This is a genomic window from Segatella maculosa OT 289, assembly GCF_000243015.1.
Taxonomy (GTDB): Bacteria; Bacteroidota; Bacteroidia; order Bacteroidales; family Bacteroidaceae; genus Prevotella; species Prevotella maculosa.
On sequence record NZ_JH594510.1, the window covers coordinates 27,248 to 44,854 of the forward strand.

Consider the following 17,607-nt stretch of genomic DNA (forward strand, 5'->3'; position numbering starts at 1 on the left):
TTATTATGAAAAAATATATAAACGACACATTACTATCGGTTATAATTGCAGGAGTAACACTAAGCTCCTGTGATGTGGATGCGCCCACGAAGTCTTCGCTTGATGAATCCACAACCTTTTCGACCTACTCTTTGGCGGAAGCCGAACTCATGTCGGTCAACGTTTCCTTCGGAGAGACAAACTCCTACCGAGGGCGTTTCCTTCCCTATTACGGGCTGAACAGCGATGTCGAGGTGGGAAGTGGAACACAACCTTCCAAAGCCAACGCCAATAACGAGAAACAAGCACTCTGGAACTACGATACTTCGGCAAACAACCCGCAGATGAATACAGACAACAATGCCTATGGCAAGTTCTACGAAGGTATTGAGCGGGCAAACCTCGCCATCGAAGGCTTAAGGAAATACGGAAACGTTAAGAACAACCCCGATATGGCTCAGCTTTTAGGAGAGGCACTAACGTTAAGGGCCGTCATCTACACTGACCTCACAAAGGCATGGGGAGATGTTCCGGCACGCTTCAAGCCCAACAATAACGACAATATTTATCTGCCGCGTACCAACCGTGATTCCATCTACAAGGTGCTCCTGTCAGATCTCAAAGAGGCCAGCAACTACTGTTACTGGCCCAATCAAAACGCCATCACGAAGACAACGGAACGCGTCAGCAAGAGCTTCGTTAAGGCCCTACGTGCGCGCATTGCCCTTTACGCCGGAGGATACGGACTGCGGGGCGACGGTTATCGCCTTTCCAAAGACCCCGAACTGGCACCGGAGAAGATGTACAGGATTGTCAAAGACGAATGTGAAGCCATCATCGACGCCAAGCGTAACGAACTCGGCTCGTTCAAGGAGAACTTCATCAAACTCTGTGAAGACAATGTGACTGCCGGCGGTGAAAGTCTTTGGGAGATACCGTTCTCGGACGGGCGCGGGCGTGTTCTCTATACCTTAGGTGTGAAGCATAACAGCAAAGACCAATACACGGGACAGGCCCAAGGCGGTGTCAATGGTCCGACACCGACCCTCTACTATGCCTACGATCCCGAAGATGCGCGCCGAGATATCACCTGTGTTCCATACGATTGGAGCAAAGATCTCGATAGCAAGGGAAACGCTTACGTACAGCTAAGGGCTGTCAACAAGTGGTGCTTCGGAAAACTGCGCTACGAATGGATGAAACGAAAGGTCACCTCCACCAACGATGATGGCATCAATTGGCAGTACATGCGCCTTGCCGATGTTTACCTTATGGCAGCAGAGGCCGAGAACGCCCTTGGTAACACTTCCAAAGCATGGACCTACATGGAACCTGTGCTCGCGCGGGTGCTCCCCGCAAGCAAGGTCGCTGCCCTCAAGACCAAATACACGGCAAGCCGCCAAGCCTTCTTCGATGGCATCGTCGAGCAAAGGGCATTGGAGTTTGCAGGCGAATCGCTGCGCAAGGCCGACTTGATTCGTTGGGGCATCATCGATAGCAAAATGAAGGAAGAAACGGAGAAACTTGCGGCCCTTGCCAACAGAACAGGACAATACGCTGGCCTGCCCGACAAGGTCTATATCAACGGAACGACGGATGCCACAAACATCAAAATCTATGGACTTGACAAGGGGGAGGACGACGACACCGTAATTAAACGACTGAAGGCCGAGGGTTGGACCTCGAAGAACTGGTTCGTTGACAGCAAGACGGGCCTCAACATACTCACCGATGACTATATCGGCGGACTATATGCTGTGAAGCCCAGCACTCACTGTCTCTGGCCCATTTGGCAGACCTTCATCGACAAAAGCAACGGGCTGTTGAATAACAACGGCAATTACGGACAATCATCTAACTAACGAATAAGAACAAACATGAAAACAAATTATATCGCCGCAACTTGCATGCTGGGCCTCACTATAGGCCTTGCATCATGCGGGAACCCCATGGAAGAAATCCATGATATCATTTTCGAGAGAAACTTCTCGCCTATAGGACTCGAAGTAAAGAATATTGGGGAAAACGGTGCCACGCTGACTTGGACGGCAACCACTGGTGCCAAGGCCTACCAAGTGGAGGTCTATGCCGACGACAGTCTCGACTTCAAGGGAAAGCCAGTCATCACAACAAAGGTGAACGACCCTGCGCTCGCCTTGAAAAGCCTTGTCTACGACACCAGATATTCAGCCCGTGTGATGGTACTCGATGCAACCGACGCCGCCCGAAACTCCAAGTGGACAGGCGTTTACTTCCGTACCGCCGCACAACAGATTCTCACGGCTTTCTCTCTTGAGGACACGGGCGACAAAGACGTAATTGCCCATTGGCCCGCAACAGAAGAAGCCGACCAAATCGTCGTCTTCAACAAGAACAGCGGAAAGAAAGCAACGGAATATACCCTCACTGCCGACGACAAAAACAACGGACGAGCACGCGTCACCGGTCTGCAACCCGAAACGGAATATACCCTCAAACTCTATAAGAACGGTAAAGAGCGAGGCTCGAAGACCTTCAAGACTATTGCCGACTTGTCGGGAGCCACTATTGTCCGCTCCACCGATAACTTCAGCGAGATGCTCGAGAAAGCAACGCAAGGACAGGTCTTCGCCCTCTACAACGGCACCTACAAAATCAGTGCAGGTGCAGGAAACGAAGGCGCGGGGGCTGCGGTCGTCAACAAGAGTATCACCATCAAGGGCATCTATCCAACAGCAAAGCCGAAGATACAAGGACGCTTCCAGCTGGAAGAGGGAGCCGGACTGACAATGAAGAATGTTATCGTAGACGGTACAACTAACGCCACGAACGACCAGTTCTTTAACTATAAGACCGCCACAACTTATGCACCACTCGACATTAACAACTGCGAGTTCTACGGTGCGCAAACCGGCGGAACCGTCCTTAAAGGCTTCTGCTATATCAACGTCGCAGCTACCGTCGAAGCCGTCACCATCAGAAACTCCTCCATACATGACGTGGTGTGCGATGGAGGCGACCTCTTCGACTGCCGTAAGGGTTACATTAAAACACTTACCATCGACAATAACATCATCTACAACTGTGCCACAGAACGTGACTTCATCCGCTATGATGATGCGGCCAAAAGCTTCTCTAACCCCGTGCCCCAAATTTCTTTAACAAATAACACCATCGACCATTGTATGAACGGAGCCCCGGGAAAGCGCATCCTCTACGTGCGCTTCAATGGAAAGAAAGGCGGACAGCAAATCAAAGTGGCAGGCAACATCTTCAGCAACACGCAAGCCGTTTATACTAATCAGGCCACGACCTCTGCACCGCAATACGCCAACAACTACTACTATAACTGCAACAACGCGAGCCTTTTCGCGCCCTCAGACCCCGCCAATAAGTTCTTTTGGAATGGCGACACATCGGGCAGGAACGGAAGCAACCCACAGTATAAGGACCCCACTAAGGGCGACTATACCGTTGGCAACGAAAGCGTGGCTGCCTTGAAAGTTGGAGCAATACGATGACAGAAAGGGAGCTCCCCCACCCTCTCTAAAGGAGGGGAGCCCTGAAATTCCCCAAACACCCACTCCGTCCCTCAAATAACACTCGTCCTACCCCTCCCAAGGGGAGGGAAGCTTGAGGTGAGTCTTTCCTTTGAGCCGGAGGAGGTTCTAATATCATTCCTAAGGAAAAATAAAATTTACTGAGCCGACATTTAGTCCATACTTCAACGGTATTAGGTCCGATACTACAAAAAAGGCCGATTGGCGAGAACCAATCGGCCTGAATTTAATTCTTGTCCGATGTCTATGCACAGGTGTAACCCCTACCATTTAACAAGGCCTCACCGTAGTCATTCATTGAATGCTTGTAGGCCCGAACTATCATCATTACGATTTTCTTAATTGTCATAGTTATCCTTTCCATTTTCTTTTTATTTTTCTAAAATGTTTAATGCGTACTTGTTCGCTTGTTATCCTAATTACGTCTGCAAAGTTAACTCGGTTTTTTCGTTCGAGCAAGGATTTCGTGTGAGAAAATGGCTTGTCACTGCAATTTCTTGACAAAAGTCAATACAGACACCTGTTGCAGAATGGCCGCCCGGCATGAGGCGAGACTTATCTAATTAGTCGGCCTTTAGAAAGGAGTTATTCCTAAACATTCAAGACAGAAGCCCAATTTTTAATGGGTGGTAGCAAGAGTTGACCTCCATGTTAGAAGTGGACGTTCTTGCCCCGAACTGCCGCTATAAGATGAACAGCCCCTGTACAGGCATGAGCCCCCCGGCCCCGAGCATCAGGGACAGCATACACGAACGTCCCAAGGAGGCTGACGGCAGGGCAGTTCGGAGATTGGGAGATGGACTTGATTCTCGACAAGGACAGCCATACCATCCTCACGATGGTAGAGCGCAGCTCGGGATAAAAGAACCCACCCGATAGCGCTACGGCATCGAACGACAGTTTCTTTTTACATTTTTTATCATCGCCCACGGACAGCCCCGGTGGGGCATTTAACTTTCCTTTTGGTTTAGCGTTTGCCCATGTTGAGTATTTAACTTTCCTTTTGGTTTAGCGTTTGCCCATGTTGAGTATTTAACTTTCCTTTTGGTTTGACATTTACTCAAGCCGAGCATTTAACTTTCCTTTTGGTTTGACGTTTGCTCCAGCCGGGCATTTAACTTTCCTTTCGGTTTAACGTTTGCCCCAGCGGGGCATCTAACACCTATTATGTTTTGACGTTTGCAAGAAAAACTTTCCCTTTACATTTTTTATCTTCTTCCATGGAAGACGAACTTTCTCTTTACATTTTACTATCTTCCGAGCCGTCGGACGGGCTTTCTTTTTTTGTTTTCCGTTAATCCGATGCTTCAGAGACGCAGTTTTTTCCTGTTTTTTTCCATGGGGCTCATATCGAACGCACATAGGGTAGAGCGCAGCACAAACTTCCTCATCATGAAAAAGCGCAAGTCATGCCGCCGGCCAAGACCGCGTGGAGACTGCTCATGCCCTGCATGCGAGAGCATCGCAAGACAACGAAAGCGGATTTGCCGATTGATTGCACGCAGGTTGACACTGGATAGTTGTTTCACGGACGCGCGCGGTTCATGACAGAAAGGAGCTGTCGAGTATTACACTTGTCGGTTAAGTCTTTAGGCGACTACTTAAGTATCGGACTTACTTCCATGTAATTTCCATCATTGGGAGCCGGAGTTATACCGATGAGATGGCATAGGAGAGTATAGACATTGACATTCCGGAAATGAGGATAGTCGATATGCTTGAAGCTCGGTCCTATCGCCCGAAATACAGCTTGCATGTCGCTATATGTGGGGTCATAGCCGTGCATTCCGCCTCTATTCACGGTTCCATCGGTCACCAACCAGCCCTCTTGTGGGTCGACAATGACATCTCCTATGTTTTCATGTGTGCCATAATGAAGATAAGCGGGCACGTCCTGCTTCTTCCACACGCGCTGATGCTGGAGGTCTTTGAGCGCATTGTAGACGGAATCGACGTAGCCTTTCTTGCAGTAAATCTGTGCCGGAAGGTTACCTTCGATGCGTTCATACCATTTGGGGTTGAGGTATTTTTTGCATTCAATTTTCCGTTCCGGGCTTACCAATGTCATTCCATGGTCGGAAACGATGATGAGGTTCACGCTGTCTTTGCGCGGCCCCTGCTGTATGTTTTGCCATAGTTCGGAAAGTTGTGCGTCCATGTTTCGCAGTGCATTCTTCGTCTGCGGGTCTTGTGGACCGTAGTTGTGGCCTTGGTGATCAGGCTCTTCAAAGTAAATCATGATGAGCTCGGGCGCGCTCGCTCCATTGATGGCTTGCGAGGCCAATGTGATACGTTCGCTCACCGTCAGATGGTGCTTGTTGTAGTTGAACCAAACATCGGGATATTGATTCTTTATCTTGACATCGCTTCCCGGCCAATGATACGTGAATACTCGTTTGCCTTGTTTCTTGGCAGTAACCCATATGGGCTCCCCTCCATAGAATCTGCTATCAACCTTTGTCTTAGGATTGCCAAGAGAAAAGACAACTCCATCTTTTCTATTAATAAAAGAGTTTGCGATGATGCCATGATGATCGGGATAGAGGCCTGTTGCTAACGTATAATGATTAGGAAATGTTTTTGAGGGATAGGAGGGGATTAATCCTGATTTGACGCCTTTCTCTGCCATGTAGTTCAAGAAAGGTGTGTCATACCATTCCGGATAATCCCAGCGACAACCATCAAGAGAGACAATTATGGTATAAAACTCTTTATGGGCCGATGTTGATGTTGTAAAGATAAGAGCAATAATGGCAATAATGATTTTCTTCATATTTTGGTTATATCAAGTTATTTACTTCGACAAAGTTACCAAATTTTTATAAAAAATAATGTCCAAAAACTTGATAAATTAATTTTTTATATCTATATTTGCGACATAAAGGAGGATAACTATTTAATTATTTCTATGTATGGCAAAGTATAATATTACCGAAAAGCGGGAAAAAGAAGCAGCTTACCAAACCTTGATAAGTCCGGGATTAATGGACGATTTGAAAGAGAAAATTCTTGATATTATTTTGATACAGAAAAAATATAAGGATAAGGATTATTCCGCAAAAAAACTTGCCGATGATTTGAGTACAAATACGCGTTATATTTCGGCAGTTGTAAATGTAAGGTTTCATATGAATTATACTTCATTTGTCAATAAATACCGTATAGAAGAAGCCATGACTCTGCTCGTGGACAAACGTTATAAGGATTTGAATATGGAAGATATTTCAGATATGGTGGGATTTTCTAATCGTCAGTCGTTTTATGCTTCTTTCTTTAGATTAAATGGTTGTACACCCCGTGACTACAAGCTTCGTCATTGTCAACAATATCCTTTACAACTGGAGATGCCAAAAAGACGTGGAAGGAAACTTGGTGTAAAAAATAAATTATCGATACTTAGTGTTGAATGATTCTAATTTTTATATTTCGAAGTCCACAGCAAGGTGATTGTCCTCTTGTTGTGGGCTTTGATTTTGTATGAATAATATGAAGTATATAGACGAAAAGTTTGCAGACATTCAAATTCTTAGATATAAACTTGTTGGATTTGAAGAATTGTCTCTTCGACAAAAGATTTATATTTATTATTTGTCTAAAGCGGTCTTGTCGGGTAGAGATATCACATTTGATCAATTTGGTAAATATAATCTGAGAATACGCAAGGTGTTTGAATGTATCTATCTTAATTATGATGGCAACCGTGATAATCAAGATTTCAGAGCGTTGGTTATTTATCTAAAACGTGTATGGTTTTCAAATGGTATCTATCATCATTATAATTGCGACAAGTTTACGCCTAAATTCAGCAAGAGTTTTTTTTGTGAGGCCTATGATGCCTTGCCGTATGAGCTGTTGGGATTAAGTTCTGATGATGCCAAGCAGGAATTACGGGCCGAACTCTTAAAGGTTATTTTTGATGAAGATTACTTACCAAAACGAGTAAATAAGACCGAGGGAGTTGATTTGATAAGAACATCGGCATGCAATTTCTACGAAGATGTTTCCCAAAAAGAAGTCGAACAGTTTTATGGGAGCCTTAAAGCAGATGGCGAAACGCGACCGGCATCTTATGGACTTAATTCTAAATTGATCAAAATCAACGGAGAAGTGAAAGAATTGGTCTATAAGGCTGATGGTTTGTATGGGGAAAAAATCTGCCAAATCATCCATTGGCTGAGTAAAGCCAAGCAATATGCTGAAAATAAACAGCAGGAAAAGATAATTTCCATGCTCATCAAATATTATCAAACGGGCGACTTGGCCTTGTTCGATGAATATTCTGTTGCATGGCTCAAAGAGCATGAAGGGCAGATTGATTTTATCAATGGATTTATAGAAGTATATGGAGACCCTTTAGGGCTCAAAGGTTCATGGGAAGGCATTGTAGAATATAAAGACGTCATTGCTACAAAGCGTACACAATTGATTAGTGAAAATGCCCAATGGTTTGAAGATCATTCTCCGATAGACGACAGATTCAAGAAGAAGACGGTGAGAGGTGTAACTGCAAATGTCGTTTGTGCAGCTATGCTTGGGGGAGATGAGTATCCCTCGACGGCAATAGGTATTAATCTTCCGAATGCTGATTGGATCAGAGCCGAGTATGGATCAAAAAGCGTTACCATCGGCAATCTTATAGACGTATACAACAAGGTCTCCCATGGCAGTGACTTTATGTCAGAATTCGTGATAGACAGTAAAACACGCCAACTCATTAATGAGTATGGAGCTATTTGCGATGTTCTCCATACGGATATGCATGAGTGTCTCGGACATGGAAGCGGGCAGTTATTAAAAGATACTGCCCCGGACGCTTTGAAAGCTTATGGTAACACCATTGAAGAAGCACGTGCAGATTTATTCGGACTCTATTATTTAGCTGATGATAAAATGTTAGCGTTAGGTTTACTGCCCAATAGAGAAGCTTATAAGAGTCAATATTATACTTATATGCTGAATGGATTGCTGACACAATCGGTACGAATAGAATTGGGCAAAAATATAGAGGAGGCACACATGAGAAACAGAGCCTTGATTGCAAATTGGGCACTTGACATGGACACGGAACATCAAATTGTTTCATTGGAAATTCATGATGGTAAACATGATGTGATGGTGAAAGATTACGAGCGACTCAGAAATATTTTTGCCCGTCAACTGGCCGAAATCCAGCGTATAAAAAGCGAGGGAGATTATGAAAAGGCACGAATGCTCGTTGAGAAATATGCCGTTCATATCGACTTCCAACTGCATCAAGAAATCCACAAACGCTATGAGAAGTTGGGAATTGCACCCTATAAAGGATTTCTGAATCCATGGATGAAGCCGAAATATGATGCTGCCGGCAATATTGTCGATATAGAATTGGATTATACCGAAAGTTATACGCATCAGATGATGCGTTATTCAGGCGAATATTAACCCTCCGGAACGGTCATCGCCCTTGCGCCCGCGGGCGAAAGCATCAAACGGAAAGAAAAGTGGGTTGCGCCCCGGGGCGAAAGCTTCAAACGTAAACATGTGTTAACTGCGCAGGGTGCGCAAGCGTCAAACACAAAGAAATGTTAACTGCGCCGCCGGTGCAAACTTACCGGCGACCGATTTAGATAAAAAAAACAGAAGATATGGAATTGAAAGATAAACTGAAAGCAATCAAACAGAGTTTCAGACTTGAGATGAATGGCCCGGTTTCGCAGTCTATGCGCGCGAAAGGGGTAGATTATAAAATCAATTGGGGCATACCTTTGGTCAGTTTGAATGAGCAGGCTAAAGAATATGGAAAAGACTATGATTTGGCGATTGCTTTGTTTAAGGAGAACATACGTGAATGCAAGATTCTCGCGACGCTGATTATGCCTGCGGAAAGAATGGATGCAGAGTTGGCTGATGTGTGGTTAGAGCAGACCGAGATGCAAGAAATTGCCGAATTGCTGGCTATGAATCTATTTCAGTATGTCGATTACGCCTCTGTTTTAGCCTTTGAGTGTATTGCCTCAGATAAAATTCTATACCAGATTTGTGGTTATAGTTTACTAAGTCGCTTATTTGGAAAAGGTATGAAACCCAATGAACGAGGCATTAACGAATTTCTTGATCAGGCGGCCACGGCTTTGGTTTGTGACAACATGGGAGTCAAACATGCAGCAATAAATGCTGTTATGAACTTTATGGAACTGGGTCGTGAGTATGAACTGATAGCGCGTAAGGCATTGCACAATGTCATAGATTTTTAAATTAAAATAATGTTATTATATTTTCCAATCTGACGTAAAGTTGTTATTTTTGTACATCAAATTATTTCAATGGTGAAAGAGGACATACAAAGGGCTTACGAGATTTTGAATAGATGTTTGGAAACGGATCGTCATCGCAAGACTCCCGAACGCTATGCTGTATTGGAGGCGATATACAGCGTGGACGGTCATTTCACCATAGAAACATTGAATGATATTCTTGATAAAAAATGTTTCCGCGTAAGTAGGGCGACACTCTATAACTGTGTAAAATTATTTTCGAAATTAGGATTGGTTGTCAAACATCAGTTGTTAGGTTCCGTTGTGTACGAAGCCTCTTCTCTTGAACATGGGCACATTCAACAGATATGCAGGATATGTGGGAAGACTACTTACTTAAACTGTACGGAAATAGTGGATACAATTGATAAGATGAAACCCAAACGTTTTTGCAAAGATGATTTTATGCTCTATCTGTACGGGGTGTGCAATAGGTGTCAACCCAATTCAATGCGACAACATAAGGTTAAAAACAGTATAGGAATTAAAAAGCAATAATCTGTATAAAAGATGAACACAACAGGAAAAGTTGATGTCCTACTCGGATTACAGTGGGGCGATGAAGGAAAAGGAAAGATAGTTGACGTCTTAACGCCTGACTACGACGTGGTAGCACGCTTTCAAGGAGGACCGAATGCAGGACATACTTTAGAGTTTGAAAAACAGAAATATGTGCTTCGTTCAATTCCTTCCGGTATATTCCAAGGTGGGAAAGTGAATATAATTGGTAACGGTGTTGTGCTTGCTCCCGATTTGTTCATGTTGGAAGCAAAAGACTTGGAAAAGAGTGGGCACCCTTTGAAAGAACGTCTGTACATCTCAAAGAAAGCCCATCTCATAATGCCCACTCATCGTATTTTGGATCGGGCGTATGAATCTGATAAAGGAAAGGATAAAGTAGGAACTACGGGTAAGGGCATCGGACCAACTTATACGGATAAGGTTAGCAGAAACGGATTGAGAGTAGGAGATATTCTTGATGGTTTTGAAGAAAAATATGCTACTCACAAAAAGCGACATCTGAAGATGTTGGCTGCGCTTGGGTGGACTGATTTTGATGGTCTTGAAGAAGTCGAAAAGACTTGGAAGGAGGGCATCGACTATATGAAGCAGTTCAACTTCATTGATTCCGAACATGAAATCAATAATCTTCTACGCTCAGGAAAGAATATTCTTTGCGAAGGAGCGCAGGGAACGATGCTTGATGTGGATTTCGGTTCCTATCCTTTCGTCACATCATCCAATACCGTTTGTGCCGGAGCATGTACCGGTTTGGGTATTGGCCCAAACAAAATAGGAGAAGTCTATGGCATAATGAAAGCTTATTGCACACGTGTCGGTGCAGGTCCTTTCCCAACAGAACTTTTTGATGAGGTTGGAAAGACGATTAGACAGCGCGGACATGAATATGGAGCTGTAACCGGACGCGAACGTAGATGCGGTTGGATTGATTTGATTCAGTTGCGTTATTCAATAATGATCAACGGTGTAACTCAATTGATTCTGATGAAGAGTGACGTTCTTGATGACTTTGAAATCATCAAGGCTTGTGTAGGTTATAAATTGAAAGATGGAAGTCGCACAGAAGAATTGCCTTATGAACTTGAAGAAGTGGAACCTGTTTACAAAGAGTTTACCGGTTGGAAGACAGATATGACAAGGTTCACCGATAAATCACAATTCCCACAAGCCTTCAGAGATTATATCAGTTTCTTGGAAGAATTCCTTGAAACCCCTATCCGTATTGTATCGATAGGCCCTGATAGGGAACAAACAATCATTCTATAAATAATAGAGCATGGCACAAAAACCTTCCATTCCAAAGGGGACCCGTGATTTTGGGCCCGAAGAGATGGCAAAAAGAAATTATATTTTCAACACCATAAAAGACGTTTATGCCCTTTATGGGTTTCAACAGATTGAGACACCGGCAATGGAAACCTTACAGACCCTCATGGGAAAGTATGGTGAAGAAGGGGATAAATTGCTTTTCAAAATACTGAACTCAGGGGATTATCTTAGTAAAATTTCTGATGAAGAACTGCATGAACGCAACTCGCTTCACTTGGCCGCAAGCTTGTGTGAGAAGGGACTTCGCTATGATTTGACGGTTCCGTTTGCACGTTACGTGGTAATGCATCGTGACGAGCTTCAACTTCCTTTCAAACGCTATCAGATTCAGTCCGTATGGCGTGCAGACCGTCCGCAAAAAGGTCGTTATCGCGAGTTCTACCAGTGTGATGCTGATATCGTAGGGTCAGATTCACTGCTGAATGAGATAGAATTGATGCAAATTGTGGATACAGTTTTCACACAATTCGGAATAAAAGTTCAAATAAAAATCAACAATCGAAAGATATTGGCTGGCATTGCCGAGATTATTGGCGAGCCCGACAAGATTGTCGATATCACGGTTGCTATCGACAAACTCGACAAAATTGGTCTTGATCATGTGAATGCAGAACTCAAGGCCAACGGTATCAGCGACGAGGCAATCGAAAAACTTCAGCCAATTATCTCCTTAGAAGGCTCGAATGGGGCTAAACTCAATGTGATTGCCGGAGTTCTTCAAGGTTCGGAAACAGGGTTGAAAGGCATTGAAGAGATAAAGTTTATTCTCGATACGTTGCAATCTACCGGACTGAATAATGAAATACAACTTGATTTGACATTGGCACGCGGCTTGAATTATTATACGGGGGCCATATTCGAAGTCAAGGCACTTGACACATCGATAGGAAGTATAACCGGAGGTGGACGATATGACAATCTTACGGGCATTTTCGGTATGCCGGGGTTAAGCGGTGTCGGCATTTCCTTCGGGGCCGATCGCATCTATGATGTGCTGAACACCCTAAACCTTTATCCTAAAGAGGCCACGAATGCCACCCAAGTTCTCTTCATTAACTTTGGCGAAAAGGAAACCACCTATTGCCTTCCTTTCGTTTCACAGCTTCGTAAAGCCGGCATTCGTACAGAGCTATTCCCCGACAAGGCCAAGATGAAAAAGCAAATGGGATATGCAAACGCAAAGCATATTCCTTTCGTGGTGCTTGCCGGAGAAAATGAGATGAACGAAGGAAAACTGACGCTTAAAGATATGCAGACAGGCGAACAGACCTTGGTTACGATAGAAGAGCTGACAACCACGGTTCTAAAGTAAACCAATTCAACTGAGTATCGGCATTCTCGAGGTCCAATGGCTGTGCATATGAAACATTTTATCCCTTTTCTTTTCGCATTGGCAGCCTTATTTTTGGTTGCTTCCGAACGTCCTCGGCCTGTTATATATATTATAGGAGACTCAACGGCGGCCGATAAAAAGGACCCGCTGCATAATCCTGAACGAGGTTGGGGAATGATGTTGCAGGCCAACTTCACAGAAGACGTGATTGTGAGCAACCATGCAGTCAATGGGCGTTCAAGCAAGAGCTTTCTGGACGAAGGAAGATGGCAAAAGGTGCTTGAAACATTGAAGCCCGGCGACTATGTAATCATTCAATTCGGGCACAACGACTCAAAGCTTGACACCGCCCGGCATACGGTTCCGGGAGCGACTTTCGATGCCAACATAGAGCGATATGCTCGTGAGACGATGGCAAAAGGAGCAATCCCGATTTTGATGAGCCCTGTAGTCCGACGGAATTTCCATCAAGCGAAAAGCGAACTTATAGAAGATGAGGCCTTGCGCGACGTGCCCTATCATGACGAGACCGGCAATACAGACACATTGATTGACACGCATGGTGCCTACAGGCTGTCTGCACAGCGCGTAGCCCGGAAACTAAACGTCGTTTATATAGACGCAAACGCCATAACAACCAAGCTCGAACAGCAGTGTGGAGTTATCGGAAGCCGCAGCTTGCACGTGTGGCTGAAACCCGGTGAGAACAAAGATATACCGCAGGGAAGAAAAGACAACACACACTACAGCGTGTATGGCGCATCGATTGTGGCCGGCTTGCTGGCAGACGCCATCGGGCAGAAGATAAAGACCTTGAAGCCATTCGTCCGTCATTATGATGCCGTGGTCTCCACAACGGGGCGAGGCAACTTCTTCACGCTGCAAGAGGCACTCAAACATGCGCCCAAAAAGGGAAAATACAGCCTTCTCATTATGGATGGAACATGGCAGCAGCCCCCAAAGCAGCACGGATTGCATTTGAAAATCACGAAATACAAGCAGGCAACCTTATATCGGCCTACGATTATCAGCCACACCAACCATACCAACCTGTCACATCAGCCATTAAGTCCGCAGTGACTTTTTCTCTTTTCCGCAAGCCCTCAAATTCTCTTCCATATATAAATCCATTTTAATGTGTATGTTTCCAAGTTTACAACCGGACGGAAACGTATTTACAACCGTATGTCCCATGATTTACATCCGTATCTAATTGAATTATCTCCGTGGAGATAAATTCTTATCACCGTGGAGATAAATATTTATCTCCATGGAGATAAGTTCGTTTCTCCATGGAGATAATTCAATTAGATACGGATATAAATGATAAAAGATACGGATGTAAATACGTTTCTGTCCGGATATAAATCATAAGAGATACGGATTTAACCTTATTATCACTGCTTGAAAGTATCATTTCGGCAGAAAAGGTTAACAATTAATTTGAGACAGAAAAGCTTATGAGAAAGGAATTTACTTTTTCTGTCTCCAGTTTCGTGCGTTTCATGCGCGGTTCAGAATTCAAAGTGCGCAACTAAAGGTAAATGGTCGCTGAACCCATTAAGGTATTTCGCCCCTCGGAAGTTTCTTAGCGGTTGCACGCCACCGTATACCTCGTCATCGGTCAACAGAAAGGGAAAGTCGGCTACGATACAGCCTCTGAACCTTGACAGCAAAGGCGCACTGCAGAGCACATGGTCCAGACTCCCCCACTCTCCTTTATATTTATAGGTTGCTTTCGCCCCGTGCGTCCCCGTAGCCGAAGCAGAAATGTCGGTAAGCCCGCGCGTGACAAGATATTGCAAGCTCGCATCTTGCGTATAGTCATTGAAATCCCCGGCCACAAGAATATGCGGCTTTGAAGAACAACGCCGAACAGAGTCCACAGCGGCTTGCAATCGCCTTGCAACCACCATTCGATTGGGGCGCGTTGCAAGTTCGCCACCGCTCCTGCTGGGTGCATGCAACACGAACACATGGAGCGTGTCGCCCGTTATCACTCGCCCTGCGGCATAAAGAATGTCGCGTGTGGGCTTCATATCCTTGAGGGGCGTAACACGAATGGCATGCCATGAAAGCAACTGAAAAGTAAAAGGTGAATAGAGCAATGCCACATCAATGCCGCGCTCATCGGGCGAGTCGGTCATGATGTATTCATAACGTGCCTGACGCAATAGTGAACGCTTGGTAAGATCGTGCATAACCGAGTCATTCTCTACTTCGCAAAGCGCAACCATATCCGGCAATATCCATGCTTTTCCTTCTCCCCCGCAAGCAATAATCTCTTGTCCGATGTGGTTAAGCTTTTTCCAATAACGTCCCTTATTCCAATAATGGTAACTGTCAGGCAGAAACTCCATGTCGTGCTTGAGAGAATCGTGCCGGGTGTCGAAAAGGTTCTCGCAGTTCAGTTCCACGAAAGTGAAGATACCAAGCAACAGACAAAGTATATTCATAAAACGTTCAGCCTAATTCTTCTTTCAGATGACCGCGAATCCTCGCCAAGAAAGCCTTCATGGCTTCGGCATCTTTATGCTCGATGATGTCCATGAGCAGCTTCAGCTCTTCTCTGATTTTTGCAACCTGCCCGTTCGTATAAGGATTGAACAGTATTTCCTGCAAGAGATAGTCGTCTTCATTCAGCACGCCCTTGGCTATTTGCATATGACGCTTAAACGTCGTTCCCGGAGCGTCCTGATGTTTCATCACGGCAGCGAAGACAAACGTCGAGACGAACGGGATACTCAATGAATAGGCCACGGTTTCATCATGCTCTTGGAACGTATATTCATAGATATTGAGCCCTAAACGCCGGTAAAGGTCTTTGAAAAAGATGCGCCCCGTACGGTCGCCTTCACTGATGATGATGGCATTCTCTTCACTCAACTGATTTAGATTTGCAAAGGTGGGACCGAACATCGGATGACTGCTCACATAAGGGTGTCCGCTCTGTTCATAAAATGTTTTTAGTCCGGTCTTAACACTGGCTATATCACTGATGATGCAATCAGAAGAAAGGTAAGGCAATATCTCACAAAAAGCCGACAATGTGTTTTTTACAGTAACTGCATTAATAACCAATTCAGGCGTAAAACCCTTTACTTCTTCAAGCTTGGTAAAGCGTTGGCAGTTATAAGTGAACCGCATACGCTTGGGGTTTTTCTCGTAGACGGCCACCTCATGGTCGAAGCTGAGCAGGTCGATGAAAAAACTTCCCATCTTACCTGCTCCCATAATCAAAATCTTCATCTCTTTACTGATTTACGATTTCCAACTGCTGACGTACACTCTCCTCATGGATATGCTCAAACACTTGTGCCGCAAACTCCGGACTCATGCCACAGAGACTTGCCTGGGCACCGCGCTTCTCCAAAATTTCATTGTAGCGGCTTGCCTGAAGTACGGTCATGTTGTGTTCCTTCTTATATGTTCCTATCTCACGGCACACACGCATTCGTTTAGCCAAAAGGTCCATCAACAGGTTATCGATTTCATCTATCTGCGAACGCAGTTGGCGAAGCCCTTCTGTTGTGGTGTGCTCGTCTCGAACAATCAACAAACTCAGGATATAGTCCAGAATATCGGGCGTCACTTGCTGCTTGGCATCGCTCCAAGCCTCGTCAGGAGCGCAATGACTTTCAACAATCAGTCCGTCGAAGCCCAAATCCATCGCCTGCTGACACAAAGGAGCTATCAAGTCACGACGCCCGCCAATGTGACTCGGGTCGCAGATGATTGGCAGGTCAGGTATGCGTCGGTGCAGCTCGATAGGTATCTGCCACATCGGTAGGTTGCGGTAAATCTTCTTGTCATAGCTTGAGAAGCCGCGGTGAATGGCTCCCAACCGTTTGATGCCTGCCTGATTGATACGTTGCAAGGCGCCAATCCACAATTCTATATCCGGATTGACTGGGTTTTTAACAAGCACAGGGACATCTATACCTTTCAAACTGTCAGCCAATGCCTGCATGGCAAAAGGATTAGCACTGGTACGGGCTCCCACCCAAAGCACATCAATACCGTATTTCAATGCCAGTTCCACGTGCTCTGGCGTAGCCACCTCAGTAGCTGTCAACATACCGGTTTGTTCCTTCACTTCTTTCAACCACGGCAATGCTGCCTCTCCATTTCCTTCAAAGCCGCCCGGTTTCGTGCGTGGTTTCCATATTCCTGCACGGAAGATATGACAACCTTTGGCTGCCAATTCCTTTGCCGTGGTGAGTACTTGTTCTTCGGTCTCGGCCGAGCAAGGGCCTGCTATCACGCATGAAGGCCGTTCATTGTCGCTCGGTAAATTCAGGGGTTGTAGTTCGAGTTCCATCATCATATTTTTTAATTCTTAATGTATCTATACGCCAACTCGGGATAAGAGAAAAATGGTCCCGAGGCCTCGGACGACAGTTCATTTTTACATTTTTTATCTTCCGCCGTGGCGGGAGAATATTCCTTTTACATTTTTTATCTTCCTCCACGGCGGAAGAACATTCCTTTCACATTTTTTATCTTCCACCATGGCGGAAGAACGTTTCTTTTACGTTTTTTATCTTCCGTCGTGGCGGAAGAACGTCCTTTTTTTATTTTACTATTTTCCGCCACGGCGGACGGGCGTTTT

At 45.1% G+C, this 17,607-nt stretch carries 13 protein-coding genes and 1 pseudogene; 10 read left to right on the forward strand and 4 right to left on the reverse strand.

Going from position 1 to position 17,607, the window contains the following annotated elements; genetic code table 11:
* Window positions 1-5 precede the first annotated feature (5 nt).
* From HMPREF9944_RS10940 to HMPREF9944_RS13565, 3 genes and pseudogenes are all read left to right on the forward strand, one after another.
* Window positions 6-1,841 carry a RagB/SusD family nutrient uptake outer membrane protein gene (locus HMPREF9944_RS10940; RefSeq protein ID WP_008566359.1) on the forward strand — a complete coding sequence of 612 codons (1,836 nt, stop codon included), beginning with the start codon at window positions 6-8 and terminating at the stop codon, window positions 1,839-1,841.
* An 87-nt stretch (window positions 1,842-1,928) separates the two neighbouring features.
* Complete coding sequence (locus tag HMPREF9944_RS10945) at window positions 1,929-3,479, forward strand: DUF4957 domain-containing protein (protein WP_044113682.1); 1,551 nt, start codon at window positions 1,929-1,931, stop codon at window positions 3,477-3,479.
* Between the two features lie 705 nt (window positions 3,480-4,184).
* Window positions 4,185-4,374, forward strand: a pseudogene (locus HMPREF9944_RS13565) (IS30 family transposase); the annotation flags it as partial.
* Between the two features lie 741 nt (window positions 4,375-5,115).
* Here HMPREF9944_RS13565 and HMPREF9944_RS10960 read toward each other — a convergent pair.
* Window positions 5,116-6,291, reverse strand: coding sequence for an alkaline phosphatase family protein (locus HMPREF9944_RS10960; RefSeq protein ID WP_008566364.1), 1,176 nt, complete (start codon window positions 6,289-6,291; stop codon window positions 5,116-5,118).
* Between the two features lie 139 nt (window positions 6,292-6,430).
* On the opposite strand from HMPREF9944_RS10960, the gene HMPREF9944_RS10965 reads away from it, so the two are divergent.
* The 7 genes from HMPREF9944_RS10965 to HMPREF9944_RS10995 all read left to right on the forward strand — a co-directional run bounded on the left by HMPREF9944_RS10965 (window position 6,431) and on the right by HMPREF9944_RS10995 (window position 14,075).
* On the forward strand, window positions 6,431-6,928 hold the full coding sequence (locus HMPREF9944_RS10965) for a helix-turn-helix domain-containing protein (RefSeq protein ID WP_008566365.1): 498 nt from the start codon (window positions 6,431-6,433) through the stop codon (window positions 6,926-6,928).
* A 76-nt stretch (window positions 6,929-7,004) separates the two neighbouring features.
* Window positions 7,005-8,939, forward strand: a complete 1,935-nt coding sequence (locus tag HMPREF9944_RS10970) for a dipeptidyl-peptidase 3 family protein (RefSeq protein ID WP_008566366.1) — start codon at window positions 7,005-7,007, stop codon at window positions 8,937-8,939.
* Between the two features lie 203 nt (window positions 8,940-9,142).
* Window positions 9,143-9,751 carry a DNA alkylation repair protein gene (locus tag HMPREF9944_RS10975; protein WP_008566367.1) on the forward strand — a complete coding sequence of 203 codons (609 nt, stop codon included), beginning with the start codon at window positions 9,143-9,145 and terminating at the stop codon, window positions 9,749-9,751.
* Window positions 9,752-9,820: 69 nt separating this feature from the next.
* The gene (locus HMPREF9944_RS10980; RefSeq protein ID WP_008566369.1) at window positions 9,821-10,309 is read left to right on the forward strand and encodes a Fur family transcriptional regulator; all 489 of its coding nucleotides are present in this window, start codon (window positions 9,821-9,823) and stop codon (window positions 10,307-10,309) included.
* A gap of 12 nt (window positions 10,310-10,321) precedes the next feature.
* Window positions 10,322-11,599: an adenylosuccinate synthase gene (locus HMPREF9944_RS10985; RefSeq protein WP_008566371.1), complete on the forward strand. Its 1,278-nt coding sequence runs from the start codon at window positions 10,322-10,324 to the stop codon at window positions 11,597-11,599.
* 10 nt (window positions 11,600-11,609) lie between these two features.
* Window positions 11,610-12,974, forward strand: a complete 1,365-nt coding sequence (gene hisS, locus HMPREF9944_RS10990; protein WP_008566372.1) for a histidine--tRNA ligase — start codon at window positions 11,610-11,612, stop codon at window positions 12,972-12,974.
* A gap of 48 nt (window positions 12,975-13,022) precedes the next feature.
* Entirely contained in the window at window positions 13,023-14,075 is a 1,053-nt protein-coding gene (locus tag HMPREF9944_RS10995; protein ID WP_244861157.1) for a rhamnogalacturonan acetylesterase, read from the forward strand.
* A gap of 434 nt (window positions 14,076-14,509) precedes the next feature.
* On the opposite strand, the gene HMPREF9944_RS11000 is transcribed toward HMPREF9944_RS10995, so the two are convergent.
* The 3 genes from HMPREF9944_RS11000 to HMPREF9944_RS11010 are packed head-to-tail and all read right to left on the reverse strand — an operon-like array spanning window position 14,510 to window position 17,316.
* Window positions 14,510-15,451: an endonuclease/exonuclease/phosphatase family protein gene (locus HMPREF9944_RS11000; protein WP_008566374.1), complete on the reverse strand. Its 942-nt coding sequence runs from the start codon at window positions 15,449-15,451 to the stop codon at window positions 14,510-14,512.
* Window positions 15,452-15,458: 7 nt separating this feature from the next.
* Entirely contained in the window at window positions 15,459-16,244 is a 786-nt protein-coding gene (locus HMPREF9944_RS11005; RefSeq protein WP_008566375.1) for a prephenate dehydrogenase/arogenate dehydrogenase family protein, read from the reverse strand.
* Between the two features lie 4 nt (window positions 16,245-16,248).
* Entirely contained in the window at window positions 16,249-17,316 is a 1,068-nt protein-coding gene (locus HMPREF9944_RS11010; protein ID WP_008566376.1) for a bifunctional 3-deoxy-7-phosphoheptulonate synthase/chorismate mutase type II, read from the reverse strand.
* Window positions 17,317-17,607: the final 291 nt, after the last annotated feature.